Source organism: Pseudomonas sp. JL3, assembly GCF_031570575.1.
GTDB lineage: Bacteria > Pseudomonadota > Gammaproteobacteria > Pseudomonadales > Pseudomonadaceae > Aquipseudomonas > Aquipseudomonas cucumis.
This window is the reverse complement of record NZ_JAKWJK010000037.1, coordinates 1-14,715: the sequence shown is the minus strand read 5'-3', so window position 1 is coordinate 14,715 and position 14,715 is coordinate 1. Positions and strand designations below refer to the sequence as shown.

Sequence of the window (14,715 nt, the reverse complement as noted above, 5' to 3'; positions counted from 1 at the left end):
TGCGGGTCGATGCCGGTGATGGATTGAGCGGTCAGGGAGAACCCGCTGCCCACGTTCGCCACGGCAATTTCGATGGGGTAGTTGGTACGGGTTTCGGAGGCAATAAAGTGCATGCCTTCGTGGTCGCCCATGTCCTCGACGTTTTCCCCGGACGCGTTCACCAGATCGCCGTGACGACAGTTGAGGATGACCGTGAACAGTGGCAGGGAGGCATCCACCGCACTGCAACGTTGAGCCAGGGCCAGGGAAGCCTGTTCGTGGGTCAGCAGTTCACTGAGCTGCTGGTAAGCGTCCCGGACAATGTCGCTGACGGTGTTTTGCTGCAAGCGAATGCGCATCGGCAAGGTATTGATGAACATCCCCAGCGCATGGTCGGCGCCGGCAGTGCCTTGGGAGCGGCCCGAGAGCACCGTGCCGAAAATCCCGTCGTCGCGCCCGCTGGTGGCCGCGACGACCAAGCCCCAGGCCGCATGGAACAGCACTGACGTTGGTACGCCCTGATCCCGTGCCGTGCGATACACCCGCGCACTGAGGTCGTCGCTCAAGTGTTCCACCGCGCGTTTGATCCCGGCGCCGTTGCCCCGTACATCCAGCACGCCGTAAGGCGCGGTGGTGGAGTCAACATCGGCCAGCAAGCGACGGAAGTAGGCTTCATGTTCGGCCTGGGACACCGTGGCGGCCTGAGCGATGAAATTGCGATAGGGCTGGGACGGCGGCAGGCTGTCGGCCTGGCCGGCCAGAACCGCCTGAATCTCCAGCATGATCAGGCGCAAGGTGACGTTATCGCTGACCAGGTGATGGTCGAGCAACGCCAGCAGCCACTGTTCCCGAGTCGCGTCGTAGGTGACATACGCCGCGATCAGCGGTGCCCGTTGCAGATCGAGTCGCAGATGATGGGTGTCCGTACGGTCACGGAGCATTTGCAAGGCGTCTTCACCGGGGACACTGTCCAGAGTAATGACCGGAAGTTGCGCTTGACGATGGACCACCTGCACCGGCTGCGGCAGACCGTGCCAGCGCAGGGCGGTGCGCAGGATGTCATGGCGGTCGATCACCACTTGCACCGCGGCGAGGAAGTCATCGAGTAATGGGCGACCACTGAACGTCACCACGGTGCGCATCAGGTAAGCGTCGCCTTCGGACTGCAACAAGTGGTGAAACAGGATGCCTTCCTGCAGCGACGACAGCGGGTAGATGTCCTGCACATTGCTGGCCCCGCCGGGGACATCGGCGACGATCTGCTCGATTTCCTGTTGGCTCAGGGTTACCAGCGGCAACATCTGCGGTTCGATCGCCGAGCAATCGGCGGGGATCATGTTCGCCGGGACGACTCGCCGGGTGTTGCTGCCGCCGGCGAGGACCGCGGCCATGGCTTTGAGCGTCGGGGCGGAGAAGACCGTGCGTACATCCAGTTGCAGGTCGGCCTGACGCAGACGCTCGATCAAGCTGATGACCAGGAATGAGTGGCCGCCGAGTTCGAAAAAGTGATCTTGACGACCCACTCGTTCAAGCCCAAGCAACTCTCTCCAGGCGCTGGCCAGCGTCATTTCAATGTCCCCCAGCGGTGCTTCGTAGTGCTGGCTCGCGGCGGCGGACACGTCCGGTGCCGGCAAGGCGCTGCGGTCCAGCTTGCCGTTGTTGGTCAGCGGCCAGGCCGGCAGAGTCACAAAGGCGCTCGGCAGCATGTGCTCGGCCAGTACGCTCGCCAGTTGGCTACGCAAGGCCGAGGACTCAGGGACGATCCCTTCATGGGCGATCAGGTACGCCACCAGCCGTTTGTCGCCGGGCAGGTCTTCGCGCACGGTCACCAGGGCTTCGCGGACTTCGGCGCAGGCCAGCAGTTGGGCTTCGATTTCTCCCAGCTCGATGCGGAAACCACGAATCTTGATCTGCGAATCGTTGCGGCCCACGTAAACAATGCCGCCGTCGGCGCGGTAGCGGGCGATGTCCCCCGTGCGATACAGCCGCGCCCCCGGTTCCACGGCGAACGGATCGCTGATGAACCGCTCGGCATTGAGTTCGTCGCGGTTCAGGTAATGCCGGGCCACACCGGCACCGCCAATGTAGATCTCACCGTTGACGCCCACCGGCACCGGTTGCTGGTAGTCATCGAGAATGCGCAGGCACAAGTCCGGCAGCGCCGGGCCGATCAGGCTGGGAGCACCCGCGTCGATGTCACCCTGGCTGACCGGATAGTAGGTGGCGTGCACGGTGATTTCGGTGATCCCGTACATGTTGACCAAGCGGGTGCGGGCCAGCGCTGTGCGCGCAGTCCATGGCCGCAAGCTGCGCATGTCCAGCGCCTCGCCACCGAAGATCACTTCGCGCAGACCATGCTCCTGGTCGCTGCGCTCGCGGGCTGCGATAAGCTGGCGGAAGGCGCTCGGCGTCTGGTTCAGCACCGTGACATGTTGTTGGCAAACCAGCGCGTAAAAGTCATCGGGGGAACGGGCCACGTCGCTCGGGACAATCACCAGCTTGCCGCCATAGCTCAGGGCACCCCAGATTTCCCAGACCGAGAAGTCAAACGCGAAAGAGTGGAACAGCGTCCACACGTCGTTGCGGCCGAAGTCGAACAACTCGGCGGTGGCGTCGAACAGCCGCGCGATATTGCCGTGCTCCACCAGCACACCTTTTGGCAGCCCGGTAGAACCCGATGTGTAAATGACGTAGGCCAGATGCTGCGGCGTCAGACCGAGTACATCAGGCTCAAAATTGTGGTCCAGGGACAGGTCTGTCAGGTCGTCTGTTGCAGCGTAATCGTCGAGGCTCTGCACCGGCACCGCATGCGGCGGCAGGGCGTCGAGGCAGGCGGGTTGGGCCAGCAAGGCCACCGGTGCGCTGTCCGCCAGCAAATAGCCGAGGCGTTCGGCGGGATAGGCCGGGTCCAGCGGCACATACGCCGCACCGGCCTTGAGCACGGCCAGTACCGCGCAGACTATTTCCACCCCGCGTTGGGCCAGAATCGCCACTCGGTCATCGGGACGCACGCCTTGGCCGATCAGCGCTCGGGCGATGCGGTTGGCGCGGCGATTGAGTGTCTGATAATTCAGTTCGAGTTCACCGAAGACCAGCGCGATGCTCTGGGGCTGGGCGGCGGCGAGTTGTTCGAAGCGCTGATGAATCAGCAGCCCAGGGGCGAATACGGCCTTGGGCGGCAGCGTCGCCGGTGAGTCCTGACGCTGTGCCTGGCTGAGTAATGGCAAGCCGAGCACCGGTTGTTCGACATCTTCGACCATCGCCTCAAGCAAGGTCTGGAAGTGCTGGGCGAAACGCTCCACGGTCGAGCGATCAAACAGGTCGCTGGCGTATTCGATCACCCCGGCCAGCGTGCCGCCATCATTGCCCAGTGTCAGCATCAGGTCGAACTGCGAGGTTTCATGGGCCTGAGCCACAGGGGTCAGAGTCAGGCCGGGCAGGCTCAGTTCACCGCCGCAAGGGGTATTGTCCAGTGACAGGGCAACCTGGCACAGCGGGTTGTGGCTCAGAGAGCGCGGCGGCTGCAAGGCTTCGATGACTTGCTCGAAAGGAATGTCCTGATGCTCGTGGGCCGCCAGGGTGGTCTGCTTGATCTGCTCCAGCAGCTGCGCCACGCTCGGCTCTTGCCCAAGGTCTACCCGTAGGGCCAGGGTGTTGACGAAGAAGCCGATCAGGTTTTCGGTTTCGGTGCGGCCACGGTTAGCCGTTGGCACACCGATCACGACGTCCCGTTCGTTGCCCAGGCGTGCCATGAGTACCGACCAGGCACTGAGCAACGCCATGAACAGCGTGACGTTGTGCTGCTGGCAGAAGTGTTCCAGACGTTCGCGCAGTGCCGGGGTGATTTCCACCGGGACGTCACCGCCCCGATAGCTTTGCACCGCCGGGCGCGGGCGATCGGTGGGCAGGGACAACAGCGACGGCGCGCCGCCAAGGTGCTCACGCCAGAAGTCGGCCTGATGGCTCAGGCGCTGGCCATCGAGGGCCCGGCGCTGCCAGGCGGCGTAGTCGGCATATTGAACTGTCAGTGCTGGCAAAGGGTCGGCCTGGTGTTGGCAGAATGCCCGGTAAAGCGCGGCGAATTCCCTGACCAATACACCCACCGACCAACCGTCGGAGATGATGTGGTGTTGGGTGATGAGCAGAATGTGTTCGTCATCGGCCAGGCGCAGCAGGCGACCACGAATCAGCGGCCCCTGGCGCAAGTCGAACGCTGCCGTGGCCTCGCTGTTGCCGATGCGGGACGCGGTGATGCTCGCTTGCTCATAGGGCAGAGACCGCAAATCCTGCTCGGCCAGCGCAAAGCCGCAGTTCGCCGGAGCGATGATCTGCACCGGCTGTTCGCCATGGCGTTCGAAGGTGGTGCGCAGGCTTTCGTGCCGCGCCACCAGGCGGTCCAGTGCGGCCTTGAGTGCGACATGATTGAGATCGCCGCGCAGCAGCAAGGACGCGGGCATGTGGTAAGCGGTGCCGGCGCTGGAATCGAGCTGGTCGAGGAACCACAGGCGCTGCTGGGAAAAGGACAGTGCCAGCGGTGCGTTGCGGTCGGCGATGCCGATGGTCTCGGTGCTGACCGTTTGCAGGCCCCCCACGACCCGGGCCAGCTCTTCCACGGTCGGATGGCTGAACAGCTCACGCAGCATCAGTTCGCCGCCCAGCTGTTGCCGCACCCGGGAAACCAGTTGCGCGGCCAGCAGCGAATGCCCGCCCAATTCAAAGAAACTGTCATGGCGACCCACGCGCTCCAGGCCCAGCAGCTCCTGGAAAATCTGCGCCAGGGCCTGTTCGGTGGCACCTTCGGGAGCGGTATAGCCGCGCTCGGACATAGCGTCCAGGTCCGGTGCCGGCAACGCGTCCTGATCCAGTTTGCCGTTGGCGGTGAGCGGGTACGCGTTCAGGCTGACGAAGGCACTCGGGATCATGTAGTCGGGCAGGGTGGCTCCCAATTGCTTGCGCAAAGCGGCCACTTCCAGCACAACCCCCGGTTGAGCGATCAGGTAGGCGATCAGCCGCTTGCTCTGGCTCACGTCATCACGGGCCAGTACCCGCGCTTCGCGCACGCCGTCGCAGGCCAGCAGTTTTGCTTCGATCTCCCCCAGCTCGATACGGAAACCACGAATCTTCACCTGGGCGTCCATCCGGCCCAGGTGAACGATTTCACCGTTGTTCAGTAACTTGCCCAGGTCCCCCGAACGGTACAGCCGCTCGCCGGGGCGGAACGGGTCGGCAATAAAGCGTTCGGCGCTCAGTTGCGCACGGTTCAGGTAACCGCGACCGACCCCCAGCCCGCCAACGCAGATTTCACCGGCCACGCCCACGGGCAACAGACGCTGTCGGGCGTCGAGGACGTAGGCCACGGTAGTCGGAATCGGCCGCCCGACATTGGAGATGCCCGCGGCGATATCCGCCGCACCGATGGTTTTGTAGGTGACGTGCACACAGGTTTCGGTGATGCCGTACATGTTCACCAGCGCCACATGGGAGAAGGCGCGATGGAAGGCGTCGAGCTTGCCCGGCTCCAGGCTCTCCCCGCCGAAAATCACATAGCGCAGCCGTTCGAGACGCACATCCGGTCGCGTCAGGGCCGCCGCGCTCAGTTGATGGAATGCCGACGGGGTCTGGTTCAGGACCGTCACCTGTTCGCTTTCGAGGAAACCGAGCAGTTCCCCCGGGTCGCGGCGCAGGGCCTCGGGCACCAGGGTCAGGCGAGCGCCGAAGAGCAGGGCACCGAAGATTTCCCAGACCGAAAAGTCGAAGGCATTGGAGTGGAACAGCGACCAGACATCATCGGCATTGAACTGGAAGTCCGAGCGATTGTTATGCAGCAGCCGCACGACATTGCGGTGTTCCAGCAGCGCACCCTTGGGTTCACCGGTGGAACCTGAGGTGTAGATCACGTAGCAGAGGTGATCCGGGGCGTTGACGTTGGGCAGGTTGGCGGCAGCGTTACCAATGTCCGGGGCCGTGCTTGTCGGTTCGGCATCAAACACTTCGACGCCGAGTGCTTGCAACGCCGGGCTCATGTCCCGATGGGCAATGGCTGTGCGCGCGCCGCTGTCCTGGAGCACATAGGCGATGCGTTCTGTCGGCGAGCTCGGGTCGATCGGCACATAAGCGGCGCCGGCCTTGAGCACTGCCAGGGTGGCGACGATCATCTGCAAGGAGCGATCCAGTGCGATGGCCACCAACGCTTGCGGCTGCACGCCCGAGGCACGCAATCGATGGGCCAGGCGATTGGCCTGCTCATTGAGCTGGCGATAGCTCAGGCGTTCCTGGCCCAGATTGACGGCAATGCGTTCCGGGGTCTGGCGTGCCTGTTCCTCGAAGATCTGATGCAAGGTCAGGCTGTCGGGCCAGGCCGCTTCGCTGTCGTTGAAGTCGAGGATCTGTCGCTGACGCTCGGTGGTATCCAGCAGGGGCACGTCGTCGACACGCTGCTGCGGATTATCGACAACGGCTTCGAGCACGCGCACGTAATGGCCCATCAACTGCTGGATAAATTCGCGGTCGAAGAACTCCGCGTTGTACGCCAGATGCCCGGCCCAGTGCTGCTCACCGGCAGTGATCAGCAGGTGCAGGTCGTTCTTGCCATAACCCAGGTTGGTTTCCAGGGTATTGACCGCCAGACCCGCCACCAGCGTGTGGGTGTCGGTGCTGTGCTGGAAGTTGAAGAGCACGTCGAACAGCGCGGTGCGGCTCATGTCCTTGGCTGGGTTGAGGGCCAGGACCAACTGGTCGAACTGCATGTGGCGATGCCGCAGCGCCTGGGTCAGGTGGCTGGCGGTCTGCTCCCATAGCTGTTGCAGGGTGGTGTCGCTGTCGCAGGCTCCGCGCATGACCAACAGGTTGTCCAGCGGCCCCACGACATCGCGCAAGGCCGGTTCGCGACAGGCCGCCGTGGTGCCGACGATCAGCTCATCGTGCCCCGCGTAGCGGCGCAACAAGGCGGTAAAGGCGCTCAAGGCCAGGCTGTCGCTGCTCACGCCGACTTCCCGGGCCAGGGTTTCAAGGCGCCGTACCAGCGCCGGCTCGATCACGAATTCATGGGTGGCTTCGGCAAATACATGCACCGCTGCCCGCGGCCGATTCAACGGCAGTTCCAGGGCTTGCAGCTTGCCGCGCAATTGATAGGCCCACCAGGCGCGCAGGTTTTCCCGGACGGCGGCCGGCAGGTTGCGTTGCCAGGCGGCAAAGTCGTGATAGCGCAGGGACAGCGCTGGCAGCTCGGCGCTGCGTTCGGCGCAGGCGGCTTCATAGAGGGCCAGCAGGTCGCGCTTGAGCAACTGCATGGAAGTGCGGTCGGCCAGCAAGTGGTGCACGGCAATGGCCAGGACGGCGTTGTTTTCGTCCGCCCGTACCAGGGTGGCGCGCACCAGGCTGCCGCCGTTCATGGTCAATGGACGGCGCGTTTCGGCCAGGGCTTGGGCCGCCATGTCGTGCATGCTGCTCTGAATCAATTCAAGCGCAAGCGTCGCGGCGCCGTCGAAGCGTTGCCAGGCGCTGGCGCCATCGGAGAACACTCGGCAGCGCAGGATGTCGTGGCGGGCCAACAACCCGTCGAAGGCGGTTTGCAGGGCCGGCTGATTGATCTCGCCCGTCAGTTCCAGCAGCAGCGCAATGTTGTGATAGACCGGATTGGCCTCGTACAGGTAGCCGGTCTCGAAGGTATCGACGAACCACAGCCGTTCCTGGTGGTAAGACAGTGGCGCCCGTTCCGGCAGGTGCGCCAGTGCCGTGACCTCAGGCAGGGCCAGAAGCGGGTCCAGCTCCAGCGCAGCGATACGGGTTTGCGGGGCTTCAGTGAAACAGCGCAGCAGTCGCTCGAAGCGCGCCGCCAGGCGTTCGATGGTGGAGGCGTCGAACAGCGCGGTGGAATACGACAGGCTGCAGGCCAGGCTCGGGCCGCCTTCGTCGATGTGCAGGGACAGATCGTGCTGGGTGTTGTCCTTGCGCGAAGGCAGGAATTCCAGGTTCAGTCCTGGCAGTTGCAACTGGCCGCCGGCGCCCCCGGCATTGGTGTAAAGCATGGTCTGGAACACCGGGCTGTAGCTGGCGCTGCGCGGTGGCTTGAGGGCTTCGACCACCAGCTCGAACGGCGTGTCCTGGCGGGTGGAGGATTCCAGCATCAGGTCTTTGACTTGTTGCAGCACCTGATCGAGGGTCGGGTTGGCGTCCAGGCGGATGCGCAGGGCCAGGGTGTTGACGAAGAAACCGATCAGCGACTGCACATCCTGGCGGTCGCGGTTGGCGGCGACAGTGCCGATCACCAGATCCTGTTGGCCGCTGATCCGCGCCAGTAACACCGCCCAGGCAGCCATCAAGGTCATGAACGGCGTCGCGGCGCGAGACTGGGCGAACTGGCCGATGGCGCTGGACAGCGGCGCGGGCAGATCGAACCCCAGGGTCTCGCCGCGATAGCTTTGTACCGCCGGACGTGGCCGGTCGGTCGGCAGCGAGAGCATGGCCGGGGCGCCGGCCAGATGACTACGCCAGAACTCCACTTGCTGGCTCAGGCGCTCGCCATTCAAGTGCTGGCGTTGCCACGCGGCGTAGTCGGCGTATTGCAGGGCCAGCGGCGGCAGCGGATCGGCCTGTTGATTGCTGAATGCCTGATACAGCGCGGCGAATTCCTTGACCAGCACGCCGATGGACCAGCCGTCGGAGATGATGTGGTGCTGGGTAATCAGCAGGAGGTGCTCATCGTCTGTCAGGCGCAGCAGGCTGCCACGGATCAGCGGCCCCTGCAGCAGATCAAACGGCGTCGCCGCTTCGCGTTCGGTGAGGCGAATTGTTTGCTGTTCGGCTTGCTCCCGGGGCAAGTGCCTCAGGTCGTGTTCCATCAGGGTAAAGCCGCAGTGCGCCGGGGCGATGACTTGTACCGGGTGTTCACCTTGGCGTTCGAAGGTCGTGCGCAGGCTTTCATGCCGGGCCACCAGACGGTCAAGAGCCGCCTTGAGCGCTGCCTGATCGAGAGTGCCATGCAGCAGCAACGAGGCCGGCATGTGGTAGGCGGCGCTGGCCGTCGGGTCCAACTGATCGAGGAACCACAGCCGCTGCTGGGCGAACGACAGCGCCAGCGGACCGGCGCGGTCCACGGCAACCATGTCGTCAGGGGTGGTATCGATGACCCGTGTTGCGCCGCGTTGCTTGAGCAGGCGCAGGAGTGCGGCACGTTTCAACTGGTCGAGACTATCGTTATGTTCGTTCAATTTATTAAGCATCCTTGGAGACGATAGCGAGCAGTTCGCTTTCAGACAGCGAAGCCATTTCTTGTTGCAGGTCCAGCAGTTCATCCGACTCGTATTGCGCCAGCTGCAGGGTGTTGATCAGGTCGGCCAGGGCCAGCAGCGACGGGTGTTCGAACAGCCCCCGAAGCGGCACTTCGACGCCGAAGGTTTCTCGCGCCCGGAGCGTGACTTGCACCGCCAGCAGCGAATGGCCGCCGAGTTCGAAGAAATCGTCGTGACGGCCGATCCGCTCCAGGCCCAGCAGGTCGGTCCAGATCGCCGCCAGCAGCGCTTCGGTTTCGCCGTTGGGCGCTTCGTACTGGCGGTACGCAAAGTCCTCGGCGCGGGGGGCCGGCAGGGCGCGGCGGTCCAGCTTGCCGTTAGGGGTCAACGGCAGCCGCTCGACCACCACGAATGCCGCCGGGACCATGTAGTCCGGCAACTGAGAGGTCAGGTAAGGCCGCAGCGTGCTGCTGGCATTGCGACCGGCCAGGTGCGGCTCGACACTCAGATAAGCCACCAGGCGCATCGCCCCCGGTGCATCTTCGCGAGCGATGACCGCCGCCTCACGCACGCCCGGCAGGGTGAGCATCAGGCTTTCGATTTCGCCGGGTTCAACACGGAAGCCGCGGATCTTCACCTGCTGGTCGTTGCGACCGAGGAACTCGATTACCCCATCATCGCGCATGCGCACCAGATCGCCGGTGCGGTACATCCGCGCCTCATCGGTCAGGCCGAACGGGTCAGTGAGGAAGTGTTCGGCATTCAACGACGGACGATTCAGATAACCTCGGGCCACCCCGGCGCCACCCACATAGAGCTCGCCCGGCACGCCGAGCGGCACCGGCAGGCCCTGCTTGTCGAGCAGGTACAGGCGAGTGTTGGGGATCGGCCGACCAATCGGCACCGAGCCCTGTTCATCGGGCGTGCAGCGATGCACCGTGGCCCAGACGGTGGCTTCGGTGGGGCCGTATTCGTTGTACAGGGCAATGGCCGGTTCGAATCCGGCGCACTCTTGCACCAACAGGGTCGGGCAGGCTTCACCGGCGACGATCATCTCCCGCAGGCTGCTGCGACCGCCCGTGGCGCCAAGGCTGGCCAGTACCAGGCGCCCGAGGGAAGGCACGCACAACAGCGAAGTGATGGCCTGTTCGGTGATGAAGCGAGCGATGGCTTCGGGGTCGCGAGCGGTATCGGCATCCGGGATGCACAAGGTGCCTCCGCTGATCAGGGTGCCGAAGATCCCCGCCACGGAACTGTCGAAAGCCATCGACGACAGCAATAGGAAGCGTTGATCGGTAGTTGGCGCATACACCGTGCACCGGGCCAGGGTCGACGCTACCAGGTTACGGTGTTCGATCATCACGCCCTTGGGCTTGCCGGTAGAGCCGGAGGTGTAAATCACATAGGCCAGATGCGCCGGGGTCAGGGTGGCGGCGTCGAAATGTGGATCGTGCGCACTCAGCTCCGTCGGCAGCGCCTGTTCGATGGCCAGGTAGCGGGTGTTGCCTTGCAGCGGGCCCACGGCTGCTCGCCCAACGGGATCGGCCAACAGCAAGCGTGGCTGGGCATCTTCGACAATCGACGCCAGGCGCTCGGCCGGGTAAGTCGGGTCCAGCGGCACGTAGGCGGCGCCGGCCTTGAGAATGGCCAATAGACCGCTGATCATTGCCGCGCCGCGTTCGACGCAAATCGCAATCAGATCTCCCGGTTGGGTGCCCGCGGCGATCAGGTGATGGGCAAGGCGGTTGGCCTGGGCGTTGAGTTCGGCATAACCGAGCTGACGCTGGCCATCGACCAGAGCACTGGCATCGGGGGTGCGCCGCACTTGCTCTTCGAACAGCTGTTGAATGCAAAGGTGCGTCGGGTAATCCACCTGGGTTTGATTGAGGGTTTCCAGCAGCAGGGTGCGCTCTTGGGGTGGCAGCACATCCAGTTGCGTGACCGGGAGGCTCGGCGTGTACATCAACGCCTGGGTCAGTTGCTCCAGGGCGCGCTGCATCAAGGCACAGATGCGTTGCGGGTTCACCGCTCGCACGCTTTGCACTGCCAGCCCCAAGGCATCGCCGTAATCGTTGACCGACAGGGTCAGCGGGTAGTTGGTGCGCTCGGCGCTGCTCAGAATGCGCATGCCCGGCCATTGCAACTGGCTGTCATCGCTCTGGTGTCGGTAGTTGAGCAAGGTGGTGAACAGCGGCAAAGCGGCGGCCACGCCACTGCAGCGTTGGGCCAGGGCCAGGGAAGCCTGTTCGTGGGCCAGCAGTTCGCTGAGGTCGCGGTGGGTCGTCAGCACCAAGTCATTGGCGCCTCCTTCGGCCAGTTGCACCCGCACCGGCAGGGTGTTGATGAACACCCCGAGGGCGCGTTCGGCCCCCGCTGAACCTTGCAGACGACCGGCGACCACGGTGCCGAACACCACGTCATCGCGACCGGTGCAACGGGCCAGTACCTGCGCCCAGGCGACATGGAACAGCACCGCCGGGGTGATCCCCCGTTCCCGGGCCTGGGCCCGGATGCGCAGGTTGAGCTCGACGCTCAGCTGCACACTGGCTTCTTCGATGTGATTGCCGTCACCTTGCACCTCTAGCAAGTCGAAGGGCGCGGTGGGCGCATCGACGTCGGCCAGACGGCGGCGGAAATAGGCTTCGTGGAACCGGGCCGGGGTGGCCTGGGTCTGGGCGATGAAGTCGCGATAGGGGTGCGGTGTCGGCAGGTTGTCGCCTTGGCCGTGGAGAATCCCGTGGATTTCTTCCAGAACGATTTCCAGGGTCACGTGGTCGCTGGCCATATGGTGATTGAGCAGCGCGAGCATCCAGCGCTCGGAATGCGGATCGCGGGTGATGCAGGCACGCATCAGCGGTGCCTGACGCAGGTCCAGGCGCAACTGCCGTGGATCGCTCAGGGCTTCAAGCTGGCCGAGCGGGTCTTTGTGGCTGTCAAGGGTGACACTGTGCACCGGCAACCGCGCCTGGCGCTGTACCACTTGTACCGCCTGGGGCAAACCGTCCCAATGCACGGCGGTGCGCAATATGTCATGGCGATCAATCACCTGTTGCAAGGCCGCGATAAAGTCATCGAGGCACTGGCGATCATCGAATTCGAGCATCGAGCGCACCAGATAGGCGTCGCCTTCATGCCCCAGCAGGTGATGAAACAGGATGCCTTGCTGCAATGGCGCCAGCGGGTAGATGTCCTGGATGTTCGCCGCGCCGCCGGGCACGGCGGCGACGATGCGTTCGAGCTGGGCTGGAGTCAGCTCCACCAGTGGCAACATGTCCGGGGTCAGTGCGTGGCAAGCGGCCGGGATGCGATTGGCCGGGGCCTGGAAGGCCAAGTCTTCGGCATGTGTCAGGGCCAGGGCCAGCTCCCGTAGGCTCGGGGCACTGAAGACACTGCGGACATCGGCGTTCAGGCCTTGTTCGCGCAGGCGTTCGATCAGGCTGACCGCCATCAGCGAGTGGCCGCCGAGCTCGAAGAAACCGTCATGGCGTCCGACGCGTTCGAGCCCCAGCAGTTGCTGCCAGATGCCGGCAATGGTCACTTCCACCGTGCCTTGCGGTGCCTCATAGGCCCGGCTGGCGTAGGCGTCTTGATCCGGTTCGGGCAGGGCACGGCGGTCGAGTTTGCCGTTAGGGGTCAGCGGCAGCGCGTCCAGCACCACGAAAGCGCTGGGCACCATGTGGTCCGGCAGGTGGTTCAAGAGCGCTGCGCGCAAGTGTTCAGCCGCTGCCGGTTCGCCACACAGGTAGGCCACCAGGCGTTTGCTCCCGCGCTGGTGATCGCGGGCAACGACTGCGGCTTTGTGCACACCCGGGAGTGCGGCGAGGACGGCTTCGATTTCCCCCAGTTCGACGCGCAAGCCACGGATTTTTACCTGATCGTCGTTACGCCCCAGATATTCCAGGGTGCCGTCGGGCAACCAGCGACCGATGTCGCCGGTCTTGTACAGGCGAGCGTTGGCCGCGCCGGAGAACGGATCGGCGATAAAGCGTTCAGCACTCAGCGCTTCGCGATTGAGATAGCCGCGCGCCACACCCACGCCACCGATATGGATCTCGCCGTGCACACCCAACGGCAACAGTTGCCCGTGGCTGTCCAGTACATGCAGTTGCATATTGCGGATCGGCCTGCCGATCGGGATCGGTTGGTCCCGGTAGGTCGCAAGGTCGGTATCCGCCGTGTGCCAGGCGACCACGTCACTGCACTCGGTCGGCCCGTAACTGTTGATCACCGCTGGCCGTGGCTGGGCGAGTTTTTCCAGCATGGCGATCTGAATCGGTTCGCCACCCAGGACCGCCCGTTTCAGGCAGGCCAAGGCCTGATGTCGATCGGCATCGACCAGCGCGTGGAAGGCACTTGGCGACATATTGAGGTGGGTAATGCCGGCCTCGGCGATCTGCGCGACGATGGCGGCGGGGTTGAAAGGTTCTTCGGCCAGGTGCAGGGTGGCACCGACCATCAGCGGCGCCAGGATGTTTTTCTGGGTCAGGTCAAAGTTATAGGACGAGGCCAGCAACACGGCATCCGTGGCATTGAACGCCAGGTCGTCGAGGTACCAGTCCAGCAAGTTGCGCAGGCCCTGATGCTCCACCATCACGCCTTTGGGCAACCCGGTGGACCCCGAGGTGTAGATCACGTAGGCCAGATGGCCGAAGTTCAGCTCCGGTACCTGAGGGTTGTGCGCAGGCAATTGCAGCAGCGACGGGCAACCCGGTTCGAGGGTCACCAGACCCTCGGGCACCGGCAGTGCCTCCAGACCTTGCTGGCGAACCAGTGCCCGTGGCGTGCTGTCGGCCAGCATGTGAGCCAGGCGTTCCGCCGGGTATTGCGGGTCGAGCGGTACATAGGCCGCGCCGGCCTTCATGATGCCCAGCAAGCCGATCACCATCTCCGGGCTGCGGCGCGCGCACAGGCCGACGGTATCGTCGGGTTGCACGCCCAGCGCTATCAGGCGGTGAGCAATGCGATTGGCCTGGGCGTTGAGCTGCGCATAGCTGAGCGCTTGCCCGGCGCAGACCAGTGCCACGGCATCCGGGGTGCGGATCACTTGTGCTTCGAAGACGGCGTGGGGGAAACGGCTCGGGCTTTCGTCCAGGGCGACGCTGGCCGGGTTGAACGCCTCCAGCAGTTGCTGGCGTTGCTGATTATCCAGCAACGGCAGGGTCGCCAGCGGTTGCTCCACGTCATCGAGCAGGGCGTCCAGCAGGTGCAGGAAGTGCCGGCCCCAACGCACGATGGTGCTTTCGTCGAACAGGTCGGTGGCGTACTCGAACTGANGGCGTTGCTGATTATCCAGTAACGGCAGGGTCGCCAGCGGTTGCTCCACGTCATCGAGCAGGGCGTCCAGCAGGTGCAGGAAGTGCCGGCCCCAACGCACGATGGTGCTTTCGTCGAACAGGTCGGTGGCGTACTCGAACTGACCGCTGATGGTGTCACCGTCGTCGTTGAGCGACAGGCTCAAGTCGAATTGCGTGGTGCCGGTGACCTGGGGCAGCGGGGTCAGGTTCAG

Annotated in this window: 2 protein-coding genes; both read right to left on the bottom strand. The window is 64.2% G+C overall.

The genetic code is table 11. From position 1 onward, the window contains the following. The coding region (locus MMG91_RS28560; protein ID WP_310661426.1) for a non-ribosomal peptide synthetase at window positions 1-9,188 on the bottom strand (9,188 nt) is incomplete at its 3' end. Between the two features lie 4 nt (window positions 9,189-9,192). Further along, window positions 9,193-14,715 (bottom strand): non-ribosomal peptide synthetase (locus MMG91_RS28555; RefSeq protein ID WP_310661425.1); only part of this gene is annotated, 5,523 nt, incomplete at its 5' end.